The 20,522-nt window shown below is 36.4% G+C and carries 19 protein-coding genes, 1 pseudogene and 1 riboswitch; of the genes and pseudogenes, 7 read left to right on the top strand and 13 right to left on the bottom strand.

Features of this window, described 5'->3' with window-relative positions; all coding sequences use genetic code 11:
* Positions 1 to 48: 48 nt before the first annotated feature.
* The 5 genes and pseudogenes from ACQKOG_RS04295 to ACQKOG_RS04275 all read right to left on the bottom strand — a co-directional run bounded on the left by ACQKOG_RS04295 (position 49) and on the right by ACQKOG_RS04275 (position 4,410).
* The gene (locus ACQKOG_RS04295) at positions 49 to 1,044 is read right to left on the bottom strand and encodes an ABC transporter substrate-binding protein (protein ID WP_427445227.1); all 996 of its coding nucleotides are present in this window, start codon (positions 1,042 to 1,044) and stop codon (positions 49 to 51) included.
* A gap of 18 nt (positions 1,045 to 1,062) precedes the next feature.
* Entirely contained in the window at positions 1,063 to 2,394 is a 1,332-nt protein-coding gene (locus ACQKOG_RS04290; protein WP_402870498.1) for an NtaA/DmoA family FMN-dependent monooxygenase, read from the bottom strand.
* A gap of 301 nt (positions 2,395 to 2,695) precedes the next feature.
* Entirely contained in the window at positions 2,696 to 3,526 is an 831-nt protein-coding gene (locus tag ACQKOG_RS04285; protein WP_402870495.1) for an AraC family transcriptional regulator, read from the bottom strand.
* Positions 3,527 to 3,988: 462 nt separating this feature from the next.
* Positions 3,989 to 4,192: pseudogene (locus ACQKOG_RS04280) on the bottom strand (UV damage repair protein UvrX); the annotation flags it as partial.
* Complete coding sequence (locus ACQKOG_RS04275; RefSeq protein WP_402870492.1) at positions 4,189 to 4,410, bottom strand: transcriptional regulator; 222 nt, start codon at positions 4,408 to 4,410, stop codon at positions 4,189 to 4,191. The gene ACQKOG_RS04275 and the pseudogene ACQKOG_RS04280, both read right to left, overlap by 4 nt.
* Before the next feature lie 328 nt (positions 4,411 to 4,738).
* Between ACQKOG_RS04275 and ACQKOG_RS04270 the strand changes: the two genes are divergently transcribed.
* From ACQKOG_RS04270 to ACQKOG_RS04260, 3 genes are all read left to right on the top strand, one after another.
* Positions 4,739 to 5,449 (top strand): cupin domain-containing protein, encoded by a 711-nt coding sequence (locus tag ACQKOG_RS04270; protein WP_370081207.1) that lies wholly within the window; start codon positions 4,739 to 4,741, stop codon positions 5,447 to 5,449.
* Positions 5,450 to 5,599: 150 nt separating this feature from the next.
* On the top strand, positions 5,600 to 5,887 hold the full coding sequence (locus tag ACQKOG_RS04265) for a hypothetical protein (RefSeq protein WP_370081077.1): 288 nt from the start codon (positions 5,600 to 5,602) through the stop codon (positions 5,885 to 5,887).
* A 310-nt stretch (positions 5,888 to 6,197) separates the two neighbouring features.
* Positions 6,198 to 6,683, top strand: a complete 486-nt coding sequence (locus ACQKOG_RS04260) for a DUF3231 family protein (protein ID WP_415732465.1) — start codon at positions 6,198 to 6,200, stop codon at positions 6,681 to 6,683.
* Between the two features lie 118 nt (positions 6,684 to 6,801).
* On the opposite strand, the gene ACQKOG_RS04255 is transcribed toward ACQKOG_RS04260, so the two are convergent.
* From ACQKOG_RS04255 to ACQKOG_RS04230, 6 genes are all read right to left on the bottom strand, one after another.
* A complete protein-coding gene (locus tag ACQKOG_RS04255) occupies positions 6,802 to 9,408 on the bottom strand; it encodes a cation-translocating P-type ATPase (protein ID WP_427445221.1) in 2,607 nt (868 codons plus the stop codon).
* Between the two features lie 474 nt (positions 9,409 to 9,882).
* On the bottom strand, positions 9,883 to 10,167 hold the full coding sequence (locus ACQKOG_RS04250) for a hypothetical protein (RefSeq protein ID WP_370081071.1): 285 nt from the start codon (positions 10,165 to 10,167) through the stop codon (positions 9,883 to 9,885).
* A gap of 218 nt (positions 10,168 to 10,385) precedes the next feature.
* On the bottom strand, positions 10,386 to 11,576 hold the full coding sequence (locus ACQKOG_RS04245) for an MFS transporter (protein ID WP_370081069.1): 1,191 nt from the start codon (positions 11,574 to 11,576) through the stop codon (positions 10,386 to 10,388).
* Between the two features lie 62 nt (positions 11,577 to 11,638).
* Positions 11,639 to 11,738: riboswitch (purine riboswitch) on the bottom strand.
* Positions 11,739 to 12,197: 459 nt separating this feature from the next.
* Positions 12,198 to 12,755, bottom strand: coding sequence for a signal peptidase I (gene lepB, locus ACQKOG_RS04240; RefSeq protein WP_370081065.1), 558 nt, complete (start codon positions 12,753 to 12,755; stop codon positions 12,198 to 12,200).
* A 387-nt stretch (positions 12,756 to 13,142) separates the two neighbouring features.
* The gene (locus ACQKOG_RS04235; protein WP_370081063.1) at positions 13,143 to 13,271 is read right to left on the bottom strand and encodes a hypothetical protein; all 129 of its coding nucleotides are present in this window, start codon (positions 13,269 to 13,271) and stop codon (positions 13,143 to 13,145) included.
* A gap of 462 nt (positions 13,272 to 13,733) precedes the next feature.
* Positions 13,734 to 14,669, bottom strand: a complete 936-nt coding sequence (locus ACQKOG_RS04230) for an LCP family protein (protein WP_370081061.1) — start codon at positions 14,667 to 14,669, stop codon at positions 13,734 to 13,736.
* A gap of 494 nt (positions 14,670 to 15,163) precedes the next feature.
* On the opposite strand from ACQKOG_RS04230, the gene ACQKOG_RS04225 reads away from it, so the two are divergent.
* The 3 genes from ACQKOG_RS04225 (at position 15,164) to ACQKOG_RS04215 (ending at position 17,139) form a co-directional block, all read left to right on the top strand.
* The gene (locus ACQKOG_RS04225) at positions 15,164 to 15,625 is read left to right on the top strand and encodes a GNAT family N-acetyltransferase (protein WP_370081059.1); all 462 of its coding nucleotides are present in this window, start codon (positions 15,164 to 15,166) and stop codon (positions 15,623 to 15,625) included.
* 111 nt (positions 15,626 to 15,736) lie between these two features.
* Entirely contained in the window at positions 15,737 to 16,438 is a 702-nt protein-coding gene (locus tag ACQKOG_RS04220) for a hypothetical protein (RefSeq protein ID WP_427445214.1), read from the top strand.
* A gap of 119 nt (positions 16,439 to 16,557) precedes the next feature.
* Positions 16,558 to 17,139: a hypothetical protein gene (locus ACQKOG_RS04215; RefSeq protein ID WP_402870479.1), complete on the top strand. Its 582-nt coding sequence runs from the start codon at positions 16,558 to 16,560 to the stop codon at positions 17,137 to 17,139.
* Positions 17,140 to 17,316: 177 nt separating this feature from the next.
* On the opposite strand, the gene ACQKOG_RS04210 is transcribed toward ACQKOG_RS04215, so the two are convergent.
* Positions 17,317 to 18,156 (bottom strand): MBL fold metallo-hydrolase, encoded by an 840-nt coding sequence (locus ACQKOG_RS04210; RefSeq protein WP_427445211.1) that lies wholly within the window; start codon positions 18,154 to 18,156, stop codon positions 17,317 to 17,319.
* A 385-nt stretch (positions 18,157 to 18,541) separates the two neighbouring features.
* A complete protein-coding gene (gene dacB, locus ACQKOG_RS04205) occupies positions 18,542 to 19,975 on the bottom strand; it encodes a D-alanyl-D-alanine carboxypeptidase/D-alanyl-D-alanine endopeptidase (RefSeq protein WP_370083414.1) in 1,434 nt (477 codons plus the stop codon).
* A 175-nt stretch (positions 19,976 to 20,150) separates the two neighbouring features.
* On the opposite strand from dacB, the gene ACQKOG_RS04200 reads away from it, so the two are divergent.
* Entirely contained in the window at positions 20,151 to 20,522 is a 372-nt protein-coding gene (locus ACQKOG_RS04200; RefSeq protein WP_370083413.1) for a hypothetical protein, read from the top strand.

Below are 20,522 nucleotides of genomic sequence, written 5' to 3'. Positions count from 1 at the left end.
ACAAACTTATGGCTTAATAACGATTTCATTCCTTCTTGATCCATTCCATTACTTGTTCAGATGCTTTTGCACACTTTCTAAAAACTTGATTCGACTATAAACAGGACCTCCTTCCATGAGCGGATCAACCACATTGACATAAACGTGATCGTGTTTAAAGGCATTAATATTTCGGATAATTGGATTCTTCTTCAAGTCTTCGAATGCATTTTCCGCATCTTTGTTATCATTCGTAGAGAATTGCACAAACAAATAGTCTGGGTTCATTTCTGCCAATTGCTCGGCAGAGATTGCATCTTGCAATTTAGCCATGCCTATCTGATCTGGCATTTCTAAACCAATGTCATTGTATAAAAAGGGGTTAAAGTCTACATTTTTCGCAAAAATGTAAGTTTGCCCTCCGCGTATACGAACAGCGGCCACTTTTTTACCTTGAAGCTTTTCTTTTAATGATGCTTTTACTGCTTGTGTATCTGTTTTATATTGGGATAGAATTTTTTCTGCCTCACCTTGCTTCCCAGTTAATTCAGCCATTAATTTCAAATTGTCTTCCCAGTTTGTAGAAACGTGCGACACCAAAATAGTGGGAGCAATTTTTTGCAATTTCTCCACTGCCCCTTTTGGGAACTTGGTTGAACCTAAAATAACGTCTGGCTCTAATTGCAATATCTTCTCAAAGTTAGGTTGTCTTTTTTCACCAATTGATTCCGCCTTGCCCGTTACCGAAGCAAACATTTCTGGAAACTTTCCGCCCACCGATATTGCCCCTACTGGATGAACGTCAAGCATTACTGCATCTTCCATCGCTTCCATAGCCCCAGTAATCACAATTTTTTCTGCTTTTTGTGGAACGGTATACTTTTCACCGAGATACTCAATCGTTCTTGTTTCGCTTGTTCCTGTATTGTCCACTTGAGATTGCGCTGAATCTCCGATGCTGCCGGAGGTTGAGTTTGATTTGCTCTGTTTGTCTCCTCCTCCACATGCAGCCAAAACAATCATGAATGATGCTATCAAACCAACTAGTATAAACTTTTTATTCATTCTTCACCTGAACCCCTTTCAAACAGTATCCCTATAATGATCAGTAATATTAATCCCTAAATGCTCACGCAAGGTGACACCCGTATATTCACTTCTGAACAAACCTCTTTCAACCAATTGCGGCATCAGCTTTTCAAAAAATAGTTTCAAAGATTTTTCTGAACCACCCGGAATAGCTATAAATCCGTCAATAGCTCCAGCCTCAAATCGCTCAATTATATCGTTCAATACGTCTTCAACCGTTCCAACTGAAACCCAGTGAGCAGACCCGACAACCTCTGACCTTGTTAATACCTCTTCCACTGTAGGCTGATGGTTTGTAATATACCGGCGCAACAGCTCAGCATGTGTTCGGCTGCGAACTGGCTGATTCGGATCAGGTAGCATATCCGAAGTTACTTGACGATCCAAAGCAAAGCTACTCAAATCAAGACCCAGTACTGATTTAAGCGATGCATGTCTGCGCTCAATAGTCAAATGTGCGTGTGCGGCCTTATGTAATTCATGGGCTTCCTCGCGAGTTTCGGCCAAGAAAAAATATAAACCTGGCAAAACTTTTATGGCGTCCGGATCGCGCCCATACTCGATAGCTCTTCTTCTCAGATCATTTCGCAATTCCACTCCCGATTCAAGGTCTGGCATCGCTGCAAAAATAGCATCTGCTATTGAAGAGGCAAAATTTCGTCCTGTATCCGACGCACCTGCTTGAAATAAAGGAATCGGTCCTGATTTATGGGCAGGCAAAGTAAGTGGTCCCTTAACACTAAAAAACTCACCTGAATGATTAATTGGAGAAATCTTATCCATATCAGAAAACATACCTGACTCACGGTCAATAACGATGGCTTCATTCGGAAAACTTCCCCAGAGTTTGCGTACGACCTCAGTAAATTCAATTGCTTTCGCATATCTTTCTTGTGATGAAGGCATAGGTGACTCACCGAAATTTTCGGCACCTTCAATAGAAGTGACAATATTCCAGCCAGCACGTCCATTGCTTAGCCAATGCAAAGACTGAAGCTGTCTAGCAACAACATACGGTGGATTAAAAGTCGTAGAAATAGTCGTAACTAACCCGATCCGCTCTGTTTCACGAGCAATCGCTGCAAATATCATAGTAGGGTCAGGACTACCGAAATTAGCGGAATCGCCAAGCATCTGTGGACTAACAAAAAGATAATCCGCCCTGAAAAGAAAATCGAGCTTTGACCTCTCCGCCATCTTTGCCAAATCAATGTAAGGGTCAATTGAACCCATTTTTTCCACACCGCTGTCTGGGCGCCGCCAGTCGCCTCCTTTCAACCAAGCAGATAAGACTAACCCAATACATAATTGTCCATTTACAGTCAATATTATCAATCCTTCCTATTAAAAATAGTTTTGCGCCCACGAAATACTCTGATCAGATGTTACCTCTAAAAGGCTATAATTAATAATGATTCTCATTATCAAATACAGTGTAGCAAGGTCTTCAACAAATGCAAATACACAAATCACAAATACTATATGCATTATTATCTAATCTAGGTTTACTGAATGATGATTTAGCCGACATGCAAGATAGAGCTGGAAGGAAAGAATGAGACAAAAGGGAAAAAGCCTGCACTCCCGGTTCATCACCAGTTGCAGGCGTAATATATAAATCAGTAACTCAATTTATATGATTATCTAAATTATGTATGTATACAGAGGGAGACACACCAAATTTCTTTTTAAACACTCTACTGAAATATAGCGGATTGGTATAACCAACACTAATAGCAATATCGTGAATGGGAAAATTGCTTACTTTAAGTAAGTCACTCGCTCTTTCCATACGATAATTGATAAGATAGTCGATTGGACGAAATCCAGTATGTTTGTGAAAGAAATAGGAGAAGCGTTTGGGACTCATTGCATGCAGCTCCGCCAATTCGTCGAGTGTCAACGGATTCATATAATGCCGGTGTATGTATGCAATAGCCTCCTCTATCACCCTTTCACTTGGAGAACTACCACTCTCTCGATGCTTACACCCCACCAAAACTTGATGCATGACACTTAAAAATAACTCCTTGACACGAAGCTTCCCAATACCTCTAAGTGTATTGGCATTCTGATGAAGCATGATAAGTAATTCTAGCACTCTTGGATTTGCTCCCGCTTCCAGTTTGAAATGAGAGTCGCATTCATGACCGCTATATACTTTGTCTAACTTGTCAAATCTATAAAACAGTAAATAGTACTCGTACTCTGATTGACTTAAAACTTGCGCGTCCAGTTGCATGCCTGGAGCCACATGAATTACTGAGCCTGGATGTAATTCATAGACAGTTTCATTCACACTCATTCTAGCCTCTCCACGAATTACAAAAAGAAATCCATGCCGGACAGCCCTAAATTCACTTAGTATACTTTTCGGCTGGATGACTAAACGGTGAACACCTTCTATATCATAGAAACCTCTAGCAAATATCTCGGCTAATTTATCCAAATCTATCATGATAATGCACCTGCTCCCTATCCAAACATTGTACATCTGGGTTACTTTCATTAATGCCAAACAACAAATCTATTTCTCGAGATATCAGCCTAACCGTTATTTGTTGGGGATCCACACAGTCAATATTGCCACCCCTTTCTATATAGTAAAAATAGTTTTGTCCCATGAAGTACTCTAATCAGATATTACCACTAGAAGACTATTAGTTAATAATGATTCTCATTATTAACTAATAGTCTAGCAAGGTCTGCAACAAATGCAAATACACAAATCACAAATGCTATATGCATTATTATCTAATCCAGGTTTACTGAAAGATGATTTAGCCGATATTGTAAGAGCCTTGTTAACTTCCACATACAATTTCCAATGTTTATTTTCTTCATACATTGTATCTCGATTTAGTCAAAATCGTCAGTCCTTAAGGTTTGGTTTACTATATCTCCTAAAACACGAACATAAACGTCTATTTCCCGTTTTGATTTTAAATTTTTCCTTCATCATTGGTGAGGCTGCCAGTACGATACTACCGGTTGCTCAAAGTTGCCTATAACTGCAATGGGATCTTTCAAGACATCTAAACCTTCTAGCATTGCCATACAGCTTGCGTAAAAGCATTTCATGTCAATAAAAATTGTCCTTGTTCGGCAGATTGTCGTAATTCATATTACCTCACGCTTCCAGTGTGTAGCAGGCATTATTGCTAGAACATTGTTAATAATAAATGTACGCTTTGCCTGCCTCGTAAAGCAAAATGCTGTAAAGGAATCACCAACAATCTTTATGATTTTCACACGCCTTTTCGTAATAACACCAGACTTGGCTACATAGATCATGCTAACTACTTGTTGACGCTGCATTGCTTTTATTAACTGTTCTTTCATCCTCGGTGCTCCTTTTCACTAGCCCTGTTTATATGCAGTGAGCACGACAGAGCCGTTTTTAAAAACAGAACAAACGTTTGTGTTATTATTATACGCACGTACGTTCCTAATTAGAAGAGGGAATTTCAGCTAATTCTTAAGGAGTATTTAGAGGATAAATAAATCCATTTCGCCTTGGCGTAATTGTTGTTGTTGCTGTTGTCGCTTCGCTTTCGCACAGAAAACATTGCTGAATGAGGATAGTGGGCGTTCGTGTAAGCCTACAATAGCTTTGTACATATTCTGTGCTTAAGACATGTATTGAAAATTTATTAGAAAGGATGTAATTATTAGTTCAAATATTGACTATACTTCACCATCAACCCAGTTCACTTTTGATGTAAATGACAGCACTCTTTTTAAAAAAGATGATCGGAATTTTATAAATATTCTAGGTGTAGAACAATTAAATACGTTAGAAAATATATCTTTGCTTGATATTTTTCTAAGTAAGAATAAGGTGATAGAGCCTCACTATCATCAAAATGCAGCAGAACTTGTTTATTGTATTTCTGGTGCTGCAATTGTTTCTATATTTAATCCCTTTACAAAAGAGCTTAAAAACTATCCTATCGAGCCTGGCCAAGTCGCCAATGTACCGCAAGGATGGTGGCATTATGAAATAGCTACTGAGAATGACACGCATTTACTAGCTATTTTTAATGCTCCAATACCTGAAGTTATTTTAGGTTCAGATATATTGAAATTTACACCTTCCAATGTTATGGCTCACACGTATTGTTTAGATGAAAATCAGTGGAAGAAAACAACCGCGCCTATTGTACCGTCAACATATATTGGTCCACCTAAAGACTGCAACCGTGTAAAATCAACTTCTGAAAAGCAAAAAGATCAAACGGAGCAAAACGATCCTCATCATAAACATAAAAATAAGTATAGACCTTCACGATTTATGAACCCATATCCGCCATATCAATATCCAAATATGAATCCATATATGAATCCTTATGGCCCAAATCCTTATGGCACATATTATTAAGCAATAGTAAAAAAACGGAAATCGTAATCGTTCATACGAGTGTATGACTCGACATCATAAGCTCTACACCTTTCATCGCATAAAAATAAATAAAAAGGAAAATCTATATTTTAAGTCATAGCTTCGTTATTACTAAAAGAGGTGTAGAAAATGGAATTATTTCCAGTGATCCATACAAATTTTTGGGATGCTGTAATAGCCGTTCCAGCTGTGTTACTTATTACACAGCTAATTAAGGTGTTTATGCATGTTAAGCCTAAATATGTTCCCGCGATCGCCCTTGTTATTGGCTTGGTTATTTCTATTTTTATTAGCCATAGACATAATCTTATTGCAGGAATATTTATGGGCTTTTTTTATGGTTATGCAGCTATTGGGAATTTTGCTGCATTAAAAACAACTATTAATAGCTTTAAAAGCAAGAAATTAAAGGAATAAACCTTTCACTAGTTCACCACCCAAAGTTTGGGATGATGTTTGTTAAAAAGCGGATATTGGTGGCCACACCTGATCAGTTTTCTCTTAGACCTAAGCAGATCTTGAATCGACCCGAGCAGTTTTCTCTTGGGCCTAAGCGTGTCCTTGGCTAATCGTTTTCACATGGACTACAGCGTCACAGATGAGACCCTGGAGCGCAAACGAAGCGACTCACCGTCATCAACCCTTTTATTGTAAAAAATGATTAGAATTTCATTTATTAGCACATCCTAATCTCATAATTAATGAACGAGAGTTAGGATGTGTAACAATGGAATTGGTGAATGGAAATCTAACATCATTACGCTATAAGGAAATTTTTAAGATATGGACACAGATCGGCGTTAATCATGGCTATATAGCTTCAAATCATGCATTTTTTAAGCACGCCATTGATAAAAAATTGAAAGCTATTATCGTGGATTTTGTGCAATGTTTAAAAGAGGAAAATAAACATCTAACGGTGTTATTAAAGGAAAATGGGGTGCTTGCCCCTACTACATCAATCGACTACAGACAGTTGAAAATGGGTAATATCCGAGGAAAAAAAGCTATTAATGATACGGAAATTAGCACCATTTTATCGATGAATATAGCTTCTTCACTTATTTCAGTTAGTCAAGCTTTAGAAATATCTGTTAAGAAGAAGCATACTGCAAAATATGGAGAACTTCATATGAGGTATGCCACACTTGGCGCAAAGCTAGTGCGACTCAGTAACGACAAAGGCTGGCTACTAGCTCCTACTACACTTTGACACTCCCCTCTAAAGGGGCAAGCTGACTAACGTCAGTGGGATTCTTGCTACCAAAGGCGAAATCTGTAATGTTAAAAAGCTCTCGTTTGAAAGCGAGAGCTTCTATGTTTTTTCCTTCTTATCGCCTTCTTACGAACAACAGCTTGTACCACTGATTCACAAGGAACGGTAGCACAGACAAGCTATAAATAAAGCCTAATTGTGCGGTACTTAATGTGGCAACCTCAAACACACTTGTAAGCATTGGAATAAACAGTACTGCGTGTAAACTTAAAAAACCGATTAAGAATGCAAGCCAAGTATATTTATTCGAAAATAATCCAATGGCGAAGATCGATTCTTTAGCTCTAGAGTTGAAGCCATGCACTAATCGTGACAAGCATAATGTTGTAAATGCCATAGTGCTCGCCGTTAAAGTATCTCCCGTTGACAATCCGATTTCAAAGGCAATAGTTGTCGAAATTGCAATTAGTAATCCCTCGAGTACTACTTGAGTAGTAAATGCTTTATTTAATAATGGTGTATGAATATTTCGGGGCTTGTCCTTCATTGTTTTTTTATTATTCGGCTCTAGACCGATTGCAATCGCCGGTAAACTATCCGTTAGTAAGTTAATAAATAATAGATGCACAGCCGCAAAAGGAACTGGTAGACCTAAAATTGTTGCATATAAAACAACAAAAATGGCACCTGCATTCCCAGATAATAAGAACAAAATAGCGTTTTTAATATTCGTATAGATACTCCTACCGTTTGCAATAGCCTTAACAATCGTTGAAAAATTATCATCTGTTAGTATCATAGAGGAGGCATCCTTAGCGACCTCTGTGCCAGTAACGCCCATTGCCACGCCAATGTCGGCCTGTTTTAGGGCAGGTCCATCATTAACACCATCTCCTGTCATGGCGACGACATGTCCTTTTTCCTGCCACGCTTTAACGATACGAATTTTTTGAGCTGGTGTTACTCGGGCATAAACAGAAAAATCATTAACCTTTTCTTGAAGCTGCTGATCTGTTAGGCCTTCTATTTCATGCCCTTCAATCGCTTCAGAAGGATCATTTAAAATCCCGATTTGATTGGCAATAGCCGTTGCCGTAATTTTATGATCCCCTGTAATCATCACCGGTTTGATCCCAGCTTTTATACATTTTTCAACCGCACCTTTAGATTCTTCTCTTGGCGGATCCATCATCGCAACTAAACCAACAAAGATTAAATCTTTTTCAGCTCTTGCATCAATTGCTTGATTTCCCTTTACCTCTTTGTAGGCAACTACTAGCACCCTTAACCCATTCATAGAAAAATCACGATTTACCGCTTCGATTTTTTGGCGTTGTTGTTTTGTAATATTAACTATACCTTTTGAAGTTTTTATTTTTATAATTTTAGGGAGAAGGACATCTAATGCTCCTTTTGTAATCATGATGGATTGCTGATTGATATTATTTACAGTACTCATGAGCTTTCTATCTGAATCAAAAGGGATTTCGGCCACTCTTGGATAATGATCTCTTATCTGTAATTCGTCAAAACCATATTGCTTCCCTAGTTTTACGAGTGCAATCTCAGTGGGATCACCGATTTCCTTATCGTCCCTTTCTACAGCATCATTACATAATATTGCCTTTAACATAAGATCTTTCTCAACTGCATTTCCAGTGTATAGCCGATCATGTGGAATCACTTTTTCATCCACATATAACTCTTGTACAACCATTTTATTTTCAGTTAATGTTCCTGTTTTATCTGAACAAATGACAGATACACTGCCAAGACTTTCAACAGCATAAAGCTTTCGAATAATGGCATTTTCCTTTGCCATTTTTTGTGTTCCAAAAGCTAGCACAATGGTAACAATGGAACTTAATGCTTCTGGAATTGCTGCGACGGCAAGTGAAACAGCAAACATAAACGATTCTACTAGCGCACGCCCTCTAACAAGGTCAATCACGAAAATGGCTAAACAGACTAACGTAATCCCTAAAGCTAATTTTTCTCCGAACTGATCCAAACTTACTTGTAAAGGTGTTTTCTTCTCTTTCGCAGTATCGAGTAAATTTGCAATTTTGCCGATTTCCGTTTGCATCCCGATAGCTGTAACCATGACAATACCACGACCTGTTGTCACAAAGCTTCCAGAGTACACCATATTCCTTTTATCAGCAACCGTTACATTGCCTTCCTTAATAGGATCGATACTTTTCGCTACAGCGATTGATTCACCTGTCAGCGAGCTTTCATTGATATGCAAATTATGGCTTTCTAATAATCTACCATCTGCATTTATATAATCGCCAGACTCCAAATACAGAAGATCTCCAACGACTATATCTTCTGAAGAAATCTCTATGAGCTGATTATTTCGCATTACTTTGGCAATCGGAGAGGTTAAGGCTTTTAAATTATCCAAAGACTGTTCTGCCTTGATATGCTGTACAGTACCTAGGATAGCGTTCAATATAACGACAACCATAATCACAATCGTGCTTCCTACTTCCCCTAATAGAAATGAAACGAAAGCAGCGATGATTAAAATAATGACCAATAAATCTTTAAACTGACCAAAGAAAACGGCGAATGCACTTGTTTTTTTTCCTTCCTTTAATACATTATAGCCGTATACTTCTTGCCTCTTTTGAACGTCATAATCACTCAATCCTTGATCTGTCACGTTCAAATTTTTCATAACTTCAGCTGATGATTGTTGATGATAGTCTGACATTCGATTCCCCCTCCATTTGAAATTATTAAGTAACTCACAGCAGCCACCCTGTCCCGAATTCCTTCTCACTGACTGAATTCAGGAGAAAATACTGTTATTAGTTAATAAGTTAGATTCCCAACAGTAGACCCCTTTGAATTATCTATCTTAGGCAGAGAGAAACTTATATATCCTAAAAATAGTATTGAATCATCAGACTCTCTATCTACTCGAGCCCCTAAAATACTTTAACTACAACAATCTATTCCTTGCCCTATTCCAGTATGATAATAATCGATATAGAAATTAAATATTTGTTTATAGGTGAAAATATAATATAAAGTTAAGCTTGAATCAGTGGGGCTTCTTCATCTGCACTGTAGGAATTCGTGATGACCATTAAGGCCAATGTGAGCACAAAAAAAGACATTTGGAGTATGGCTACTCCAAATGCCCTTCGTCATATGCATAGACTCCAATAGACCAGTCTTGCCATTATTTTATTGTTTTATTTGCGACTAACAAATAATCGAGTGCACTCATTCTAGTAAGCTTATGAGTAAATTTTATAGCATCCGCTTGAGAATCAAACATAAAGTTTTCGAGTTCATCTGTTGGTATATATTGATCAGCGATTTTTCGTTTTAGTTTTCGTACAGATAAAGTGTGTGAATCCTCTTCATATAAAATAATAGCACCCACATTTCGGTAAAGCGTCTGGTCAATCGTTGCGACAACTTTCACATTTGATCCTTTGAATTCTGTTAAATCTATCTGCATGTATTTACCAACCTCCTCTAAACTTACATTCTATCTCCCTATATAATTGTCCTTCTTTTTCAGCAGCATTTCCTGGATATTCAACCAAAAAACCCCATTCTAAAAGTTCATCACCATAAGGAGTGGCTGATTTCCGTTCCGGCTGGGCGCTTTGCCACTGACGCTTCGCTTTCGCGCAGAGCAGAGCTTCCTGGGGGCATCCGATGAGCCACTCTAGACTATGAGTTGTTGTGAGCCGATTTCAGCTCTAGCTCAGCCTCATTTGAAACTGGCGCTCTTTTTAGAGAGAAAATAGCACAGCCTAGCGCACATAAAACTAAAATGACACCGAAGCTAGATAAATGCATAGCAGATCCTGTAACAGTAAACATAGCTCCACCAACAGCTGAACCTATAGATATACCGATTTGTAATGCAGCCGTATTTAAGCTTTGTTGAATATCAGATGTTTTTGGATCAGTTTGTATTAAATAATTTTGTAATGGAGGTGTAAGAGCCCAGCTAAGTGCACCCCATAAAATTGTTACGACTAAAAAGAGTGGCAACGCAACAATCGTGTAAGGAATACTCAATAATACAACGGCGAAGGTAGATACAATCAATAGAATGGCTTTACCAGTACCAATTTTGTCACCTAGCCAACCACCTAGAGCATTCCCACTGACAGACGCTATTCCGAAGATTAGATAACAGATACTAATCCAAGAGGCACTCATATCAAATGCTTCTACTAAAAATGGTGTTAAATATGCGTAAAGCATATAGTGACCAGCCAGCATAAATAGTGTTATCAATTGTGCACTTAAGATTTTTAAATTGGCTAATGATTTCATTTGAGCCTTTAATGGGACAACTTCTACAACTGGCATTTTTTCCAGTAGTAACGCAATAAGAATCATAGATACAGTTGAAAGAAGCGCTATTCCTAAGAACACAGCTCGCCATCCAAATGCTTCTGCCACAAATATCCCCATTGGCACACCGATGACAAGTGCAGAACTGACACCCATGAACACAAGCCCTAAAGCTTTTGCACGATGTCTTGGTTCAACAATTTTTGTTGTAATCGTTAAGGATAAAACGATGACCAATGCAGTACTCATTGCTGTGAAAATTCTAGCAATCATGACGATCGAGAATGTCGTACTAAAATAAGTCATCAGATTCCCTAAAGTAAAAATAAATAAAGAAATAAGATAAAGGCGCTTCCTTTCCACTTTTGCGGTTAATGATAAAAGGACAGGCGCAGATATTGCATAGACAAGAGCAAAAATTGTAATTAATTGTCCTGCAGTTGCTAAGGACACATTTAAATCCTCTGCAATTGTTGGTAATATACCACCTACAATTAATTCCACCAATCCTACCGCAAAGGTAGTAACGGCAAGAATATATACTCTCCAATTCATAGTAATCACCCTTCTGTTACACTTTCATTTTTGTAGGGAGAATAAAAAAAATCCTGACTACAAAAATAAAGCAAAATTTTTGTAGTCAGGATTTTATGGTTCCTGGTAGAGACCCTCAATCCATATCATTGAGGTTATACAGATCAAATATTTACGTTAGCTATAGTAGCATATTGAATTTTGCATGACAACATTTATTTCATAAAATCGGTTCACTATAACCTTTCAATCATTGAAATGCAAACGCTTACCGAATAAAAAATCATTTCAAAAGAGAGAAATTTTAGATTTTACTTATATTTTTTTAAGTTTGACCATACATACTAATATAACAGAACATTGCGAGGTGATTGTTTGCGTATATTAGGTTTAGTATGCTATTTTTTATTGTTGTTTTATGGTGTAGAACCAGTAATAGAAGAGCTCTCACTCGATAAACAAGCAATCATTTCTCCTAGTCTCAGCAAACAGCAAATCCCCATAAGAGAAACAGTTGAAAATTCAACAGTTTGTGTCTATTACCCCGCTTATAAAGTTTGTAAAGAATTATCAGCCAACTAAAAAAGTGAAAAAAGATGCAACTCAAGGCTGCCTCTTTTTTCACTGAAATTCCAATTTATTTTATTTTGGACCGATATGGAAACGACTAAACGGATATATTGTTAATTTAGCTTCACCATAGATGGCATCTTTAGAAATTAAGCCATAATGGCGGCTATCAGAACTTTTCAAACGGTTGTCCCCCAGTACAAAATACATACCCTCAGGAACCTTTTTTTCATTTAATAATTGCTCTAACGTGAAATTCTCTGTAATACGTAATTGATTAGGATCATCTGTTTGACGATTCACATAATCTTCTTTATAAGCTTTGCCATTTACATACAAAATATCGTCTTTCATTTCAACTGTATCACCTGGCAGGCCAATCACTCGTTTAATATAAAGTTCATCTTCTGTTGGTGATTGAAAAACAATTTGATCAAAGCGTTCAATTTTGCTCATTTTACTTACAATAATAATATCTTTATCATGATAAGTTGGGTACATAGAAGCACCTTGCACTTTAATCGGTGCAAATAAGAATTGCTTACAGCCCAAAACAACTATAGCTGTAATCACAATAATTTTAAGATAAGATATTAATTCTTTTTTGAAACTTGATTTCTCTTCTTGCATGCTCATTCCCCGATACTGTTTTTTTATAGTATAACATTTTCTACAGTATAATGACGAATTAATCACATAAATTGTTCCAAGTTCACCAAAATGACTCATCGGCATAACGTGAGGTTGATTTCTGTTCGAACTGGAGGCTTTCCCAGGGGCATCGGAAGATCTACTTCTCTTGAGCTCCTCATCTATGACGCTGTAGTCCATGTAAAAAGGAAACGCTTAGGTTAAATAGAAAACTGATCAGGTCAACACAAGATCTGCATAGGTCCAAAAGAAACAAATCCGGTCGGTCCTAAATAAGCTCCTACGTTTTAACAAATGCCATCCCTAAATTTGATTATGTGCCACAAAAATAGACAAAGTTACTTTATAACTTTGCCTAGATGCATCCTATTCTTTTGTTTTTCGAGTATGAATGGTTACTTTGCGTAGTAGAGTGATGCTGCTATTAATTAAGTCGACCGCTAAACCAATACCTGCACGTAAGGTAACTACTAATAAAAGTGTGCCTATAATCAACACAATCACTCCCTCAACCATTTCTAATAAAATTATACATCAATTTTCTGACTTTTCAAACATGTGGTCCGAAATCAATTATGCCGCGGCATACACGTCCGGAATCGGCTTTGTGTTCAGGCTACATGAGGGCATACACGATGTCGTTCTTAAACTGAGTTCCTCTATTTCAGCGTGTTTGGACACCTACTGAAAAAATTAAAAAAACCATTCAACTAGGCATGCACCCTACCTGAATGATTTTTTTATTTTTTACATAAAAATTTTTAAACACAATAGTTGTAAATGTCGCATAGCTGAACTGACTCGACTTTTTTGAACCTTACGCTTAGGCACATAGCTTTGCATGCAATCGTTTAGAGCTGTATACCTAAGCACCTGGGTCCTCCCATTCATTGATCTCCCTCCCTTCATTGTCAATAAATTCACAGCTATCTTACTCAACTGGTCACTCCAAAGTATTTATTGCAAACTGGCTTTTAATTCCGATTTTATTTTTTCTAGCTCTGTCTCTTCAGGGATGAAATACCATATATGGTCAATCTTTTTGCCATTTCCCTCTTTAAATGATAACTGATCAATATTACCATCCATTTTTTTATAAATACTTTGTAATTGGATTAAGTCCTTCATCGTAAAATTCATACGAACATTATCTCCTACTACATCAAGCATATCTGTAGCCTTTAATAATATAGAAGGTGTCGAAGAGGCTTTTTTCAGAACCGCTTCAATAATTTGACGTTGTCGAATTTGACGACCAAAATCCCCACGGGGATCTTCATAACGAATACGTGAAAAAATCAGTGCCTTATCACCGTCTAAAGTGATCTCACCCTTCGGATAATGGTAGGCGTTATAAGTTAAATCCATGTCGTTATCAATTGTAACCCCACCAATCGTGTCTATAATTTGCAGGAAGCCTTCCATATTAACAAACACATAATAATCGATTGGTATATCTAAAAAATGCTCCACCGTATTCACCGCCATTGGAACGCCTCCAAATGCATAGGCATGGTTGATTTTATCGACGGAATTATGTCCAATAATTTCTGTACGAGTATCTCGAGGTATGCTGAGCATCTTCATCGTGTGTTCTTCAGGATTCACGGTAATGACTATCATCGTGTCTGAACGGCCACTATCATTTTTACGTTCATCCACCCCAAGCATTAACACAGAAAACGGATCTTTTTTCGTAACTATTTTTTGTTCTTTATTTTCATCACCTGTCGTTTCAATTAAGGGTGTATTTATTTTATTCATCGTTTTTTGGATTGTATAATAAGCAGTACCTATAAAAATTAAAAAAATTGTTAATAAACTACCTACTATCCATAGCCAAATTTTCTTCTTGCTCTTTTTTTCCTTAGAGCGTTTCATATTTTTTTCCATACATTATGTCCTCTCTTGCCAAAAAATTTACCCCTACATTTGACGTTTGAAGTTGGAAAAAAGTTAATATAGTCTAATTATATGCATATTGGACGAAAAAAAGACGTACACTAGTATTTACTAAATGCACGACATTCTATTCCTTTAATTGTACATACCCCCTCATTTATTTAGTGTCAGCATATGACAATAAACCTTATTTGATTCTTTTATACAAGATGGAAACTTTTGTAGCTGACATTTCACTTTCGTTACAAAACATTTGCTAAAGAAATAAAATAACAATATTAAAGGCTCAAGACAGCTTTACATTGTATTAAAAGTCAAGAGTTAAAGTGATGCAATTAATATTTCATGATCCTGTATACAATGTGCAAAATTATAATATGCTATTTTTAAGCTGAACTAATTTTGATTAGTTCGGCTTTTCTTATGTTGCGGATTCAGTTAGCATTGAAATTAATAAAAGGTTTACTAATAAGAGGAGGATTTGAATGAATACAGAAATAAGGTTCAGAATGGCTACTGAAAAAGATTTAGATTGCATTATTGCAATGCTTGCAGATGATGTTTTGGGAAGTAAACGTGAGCGTTATGAGCATCCACTTCCTAATAGTTACATAAAAGCATTTGAGGCTATAACATCTGACCCCAATAATGAGTTAGTAGTGGCTTGTGACGGCAATGAAGTGATTGGGGTACAACAAATTACTTTTACTCCTTATATAACACATCAAGGTGGATGGAGAGCTACTATTGAAGGAGTGAGAACAGCTGCTTCTGTAAGAGGAATGGGTGTAGGTACTGAACTAATAAAATGGGCAATTCAACGTGCAGAAGAACGTGGTTGTCATTTGGTACAACTGACAACTGATAAAAAAAGACCAGATGCGTTAAGGTTTTATGAACGGTTAGGTTTTAAAGCAACGCACGAAGGTTTAAAGCTAAAGATTTAAAATTTTTTATTCAACCAACGAGGGCTTTACTTCAATAAGGGGTAGAGCCTTTTTCTGTTTCGTGGAATGAACAGTCAGTTATAGAGAACACTAATATGAGGTGTTTTCCTAATGAAGAAAGTTCTTATATTAATTATTGCCACTTCTCTTTTTGCCGTTTTATCAAAAACTAAAGCGATGATAAATGAATATGAGGAAATTACAAAATCTGATAAAGCAGATATTACCCTCTGTGCTAAAAAGATGAATGAAGCATATACAGATTTTAAAATTATTTTTAAAGGTGGTGTCCTTACAAGACCTTATTGGATAAATACAACAAGTCCTACTTGGTCACCTCAAATTATCTATGAGGATATCAATAAAGATGGAAAAAATGAGTTAATCATAATTTTGACCAAGGGTACTGGTACTGGAATATTAGAACGAGAAGTTCACGTTTTCCATATCCAGAATCAAAGAATAAAAAACGAGCTTGTTGAAGTACCAGTTGAAGTGCTTGTTGATAACCCGATTGCTATAGTGTTAAAAAACGTAAAGACTGAGTTATCACCTAACAAAGCCATTATTAGTATCGGAGAGAAAAAATTCACAATTAATGTTAAACCTTTAAAAATTGAACCTGAACATTTATTTCCTGATATATACTTTGGCAATCTTATCAATTTTGAAATAAATGACAATCAACTTATTGCGAAAATTGGAGGTCAAATTTCCCCAGCTGGAGGGAGTATAGGGGGTATTCAAATTACGTATATGTTTAAGGATAAAATGTATCAAGCAAAATCAATTGAATTTAATCCAAATGAATAATGTATTGTTAAATTAACAGGCGTTTCTATAATAAATTGAAACGCTTTTTTACTAACGGCGCAGGATAGTTAAAGAAGATTTAGGGTACGTTACTTCTAAAAAGGAGTAACGTACCCTAAATGAAAAATCTATTCTTAATTAGTTTGTATACGTTTATATTTTCGTTCAGTCTTTCCATGTTATTAGGAAATCCTGTTTATTCACAAACTACATCTTCAGATAAAATTGAATATTTACATCCTGCAAATAAGGAAAAAGTTTTTGATGAAACTGTAGATGAATTTTACCAGGCATTAAGAGATCTAAAGTATCCTGTACATCAGGAGTTTTATCAAAGATTTAAGCAGAAGCCCAAGCAACAGCAACAGCAAAGAGATTTGGATACTGCTCTTTTTAAAGAAATGCCTGATGCATCTGTAAATATTAGAAAAAAGTTATTGTTTAATGAGATAGAAGGATTAAATTATATAACTTTTGATGGAAATATTCTTCGGCCCTACCCTGATATAGATATTAACTACCAGCAGACTGTTAGCCCTGATCGGCAAGTTTATTTCTTTTATTCCTTTAAAGACACAGACAAAGAATTTAGAGGTAGATATGCAATTTATGATGTTGAAACAAAGAAAATGGTAGCAGGTGGAGGTACTTATATGCCAAAGATCAATCTTACAAGGAACACTTACGATAAAGAAGGATAAATGTAGGTGAAGCATAACAAAAGAGCTTGTGTGTTTTTGCGCACAAGCTCTTAGATTGTGTGTGATGGAGTATTGTGTGGATTGTCGAAAAGTCGAGAATAGCCCTCTTTTAATAAGTAAATTTGACTTAAGTAGCTGTATCTTAACTCATGCTTTTATTAGCTAACTAAGTTAAAACTATAGATATGAAAGTTGTAATCCTACTCCAACTTCTCCTAAATTAGCAACTGTCGAAAGAGCTATTTTAGAGTGTAAATCTGTACAATGGCAAGCATGAAGCTTAGCAGGTTTAAGATTTTTTATATAATGAACTGTATTATCTAACTGCTCTTTCGTCGGATTTAATAGGTGAAATCCTCCAATAATATCAAATACTCTCTCTTCCTGACATACCTCTTTGGCATATTCTATAATGTTACATATCCCAGAATGTGCACATCCAACGATAATAACTAACCCTTCCGAAGATTTATAAACGATTGCTGTGTCATCCAAAACGAAGTCGTTAACACTCCCTTGATCTGTCACAACTTGCCCTATAGAATCTTTTCCTTCAAAATCAAATACTCTTTTAATTTCCCCTAGAAATACTAGTCGATCTGTTAGCCATAATGGTTCTTTAGTTAGTCGGACTGGAAAGTGTCTACTTAACTTTTCATGAGATAAGATACTCCCTATCTCTCCTACAGGATCAAATAATTTAGTGTTAAAAACCAATGGATGCCCAATAATCTTAGGCGTATTGTGGCGTATTTCTTCATTTTTTGCTTCCATATGTAGTCTAATTAAATGCGTCAGTCCCCATGTATGATCCACATGTCCATGCGACAAAACAACATAATCGAGATTTCTTAAATCAATTCTCATTTTATCTGCATTCTTTATAAAGACATCAGAATATCCAGTATCAAAAAGGATACGTTTATCATCCTCTTCAATAAAAAAAGAAAGCCCAGGTTCCCCTAAAAAATAGCGATCAATGAAAGTGTTATTATCTACTAAAACGGTTAATTTCATATAATATCCCCTTTTTTGTTAATTATAACAAAATAGAGTGAGGTCTGATCTATATGATTAATCTTTTTCTAGAACAATGCAAATCATAAATATTGAACTAACCTGTATCGTAAAAGGGGCTGGGACATAACTAAATGGTTCCTTCATAAAGCCGAATAATCTCTAAATTAACAAAACACGATAAATAGAAAAACCGAACTATTCCGAAACACTTCATGAGAGTTTCATTGGATAGTTCGGTATTTTTGTTGGCTGAAACACATTTGTCCCAGCCTCTTAAAAATAGCTTATTGTTTTGTAGAATAGCTTTTTCATCATCACAAAAGCGAACTACCGAGATTTTTACCTTTATCGTCTTTGCACATGCTAATACAAGTAATTAAGCTTACATTTCATTTGCAATCTGTTTAACAATTTCATCAATAGTTGGGATAGCTGAAGTTTTATTGGCCTGTGTCAAAATACTAAAGATATACCACTTGCCACTTTTTCCTTTTACATAACCACTTAAAGAATATGTTCCAGAAATATAGCCTGTTTTAGCAGATACACTATAGCCCTTCATACGATTTTCTAAAGTCGCACCAACAAGGCTACCCTTTCTTCCTGCATGCGGTAATGCATCTAAATATGAGTTATACCAGGATTTACTTCGAACTTTATATAATAATAGACTTTCTTGCATACTATTAACTCGATTTTGATGACTTAAACCTGAACCGTCTTCAAAATACCACTGATCCATAGTAAGCCCATTATCACTACCATATGTACGAATTGCTTGGATGCCAGCCGACCAGCTTCCTTCCCCGAGTCGCTCTCGTCCAAGTTGTTTTGTCAACATATCACCCATGCCATTAATGCTTAACTTTAAATATTTAAAGTTAATATCAGTTAATGGCTTTGAATACGAAATACCTACTCGCTGTGCATTTTCAGGTACCTTCCCTGTTTCAAGAGGCATTGTTTGGATACCTTTTGCTACTAATTTTTCCCGAAATACATCGAGTGTATATAAGGTTGGATTAAAGACAGTTACATATGTACTTTTCTGTGAACCTGCTGGTAAGTTACCCGTTACAATGATTCGATCTGTACCATATTCTCTTGTAATTTTTACAGTACTTTTCTCGCCCTTTTTAACAATTTTTGTTTTGTTAACAACCGGGATAGTACTTGCAAACGGAACAAGCTGAACATTAGCCGTAGTGCCAACCTTTGAGCCTGTCACTTTCACTTGCACATTTGCAATATCATATTGATCATTTGGCGAAATCGTTAACGCTGAAATACGTGAAGCATAAGGTTGATCCTCTTCTTGAGGTACAATACCCTTCGGTAAGCGATCTTCATCAAACCAAGTATCATCCCCGATTAAAGAACCCGTAATTTTAGAGATACCCATTTTTTTCAGGCCATTGGCGAATGACTCTAAATGACTAGGTAAAAGCGTTGGATCTCCCCCGCCCTGTAAATAAATATTACCGTTTAGTACACCATCTTCAATTGATCCATCGACATATGTCTTCGTAGCAAAGCGATAATCAGGTCCTAATAAATCCAATGCAGCGGCACTAACTAAAAGCTTATGCGTAGAAGCAGGACGTATCATTTTGTCTCCATTATTATTGTAGAGCACTTTCCCTGTTTCTATATCTCGTACGGTAATGCTGTACTCGTTGTTCTTCCAATTCTTCGCAATAATGCTATTCACTTTTGTTGTCATCATTTGCTCACTAGCACCTGCCTTCTCAGGAAAGATGATGGTCGAGTAACAGACCATTAAAATCATTATTAAAAAATTAATTTTCTTTTTCATAGACCCTCCAATTGGCAAATTTCTACTTTTCACGCTTTTATTCTACGGAAAAAATTAGCATTTTACAATAAAACACTTTTTTATTTTACAAAGAATAATGTGTCATCTTTTTTATTCGACAAGAATAAACTGTAATAGCTAGCTAAATCATTTCGGGAAAGGAGTTGTTTTATAAATGGGTGCTAAATGGATAAAGATTTCAGTTTTATATTTAGTGATTGTTTTGGCCTTTGGACTGTTTATGCATTATACAATTCAACTCGAATGGAAGGCGACACATGCACATATTGGTGTAGTAGGTTGGCTAACAACTGGTTTAATCGGTTTAATTTATTCCGTATATAAAGATGCCGCCGAGACAGGATTAGCCAAAGCACAATTTTGGTTTTACAATATTGGATTGCCGTTCCTCTTAGTCGGTATGATGATGGTTTATATAGATGTACCGCGCTGGTTATTTGAACTCTTTGTATCTGGTGGCGGTATCGCAGTAGCAATTTCAGTGCTGTTCTTTGTTGTCAATGTCTTTAAAAATGTAAAATCTTAA

The sequence above is a fragment of the Lysinibacillus sp. NPDC093216 genome (assembly GCF_050280325.1).
Lineage (GTDB): Bacteria > Bacillota > Bacilli > Bacillales_A > Planococcaceae > Lysinibacillus.
The sequence above is the reverse complement of the archived record's forward strand: the minus strand, read 5'-3'. Positions and strand labels throughout refer to the sequence as shown.

What these genes read in the sequence shown, in the direction of transcription:
- ACQKOG_RS04295 (WP_427445227.1), bottom strand. Translation starts at nt 1,044, where the DNA reads ATGAATAAAAAGTTTATACTAGTTGGTTTGATAGCATCATTCATGATT.
- ACQKOG_RS04285 (WP_402870495.1), bottom strand. Translation starts at nt 3,526, where the DNA reads ATGATAGATTTGGATAAATTAGCCGAGATATTTGCTAGAGGTTTCTAT.
- ACQKOG_RS04275 (WP_402870492.1), bottom strand. Translation starts at nt 4,410, where the DNA reads ATGAAAGAACAGTTAATAAAAGCAATGCAGCGTCAACAAGTAGTTAGC.
- ACQKOG_RS04265 (WP_370081077.1), top strand. Translation starts at nt 5,600, where the DNA reads ATGGAATTATTTCCAGTGATCCATACAAATTTTTGGGATGCTGTAATA.
- ACQKOG_RS04260 (WP_415732465.1), top strand. Translation starts at nt 6,198, where the DNA reads ATGGAATTGGTGAATGGAAATCTAACATCATTACGCTATAAGGAAATT.
- ACQKOG_RS04255 (WP_427445221.1), bottom strand. Translation starts at nt 9,408, where the DNA reads ATGTCAGACTATCATCAACAATCATCAGCTGAAGTTATGAAAAATTTG.
- ACQKOG_RS04250 (WP_370081071.1), bottom strand. Translation starts at nt 10,167, where the DNA reads ATGCAGATAGATTTAACAGAATTCAAAGGATCAAATGTGAAAGTTGTC.
- ACQKOG_RS04245 (WP_370081069.1), bottom strand. Translation starts at nt 11,576, where the DNA reads ATGAATTGGAGAGTATATATTCTTGCCGTTACTACCTTTGCGGTAGGA.
- lepB (WP_370081065.1), bottom strand. Translation starts at nt 12,755, where the DNA reads ATGCAAGAAGAGAAATCAAGTTTCAAAAAAGAATTAATATCTTATCTT.
- ACQKOG_RS04230 (WP_370081061.1), bottom strand. Translation starts at nt 14,669, where the DNA reads ATGGAAAAAAATATGAAACGCTCTAAGGAAAAAAAGAGCAAGAAGAAA.
- ACQKOG_RS04225 (WP_370081059.1), top strand. Translation starts at nt 15,164, where the DNA reads ATGAATACAGAAATAAGGTTCAGAATGGCTACTGAAAAAGATTTAGAT.
- ACQKOG_RS04220 (WP_427445214.1), top strand. Translation starts at nt 15,737, where the DNA reads ATGAAGAAAGTTCTTATATTAATTATTGCCACTTCTCTTTTTGCCGTT.
- ACQKOG_RS04215 (WP_402870479.1), top strand. Translation starts at nt 16,558, where the DNA reads ATGAAAAATCTATTCTTAATTAGTTTGTATACGTTTATATTTTCGTTC.
- ACQKOG_RS04210 (WP_427445211.1), bottom strand. Translation starts at nt 18,156, where the DNA reads ATGAAATTAACCGTTTTAGTAGATAATAACACTTTCATTGATCGCTAT.
- dacB (WP_370083414.1), bottom strand. Translation starts at nt 19,975, where the DNA reads ATGAAAAAGAAAATTAATTTTTTAATAATGATTTTAATGGTCTGTTAC.
- ACQKOG_RS04200 (WP_370083413.1), top strand. Translation starts at nt 20,151, where the DNA reads ATGGGTGCTAAATGGATAAAGATTTCAGTTTTATATTTAGTGATTGTT.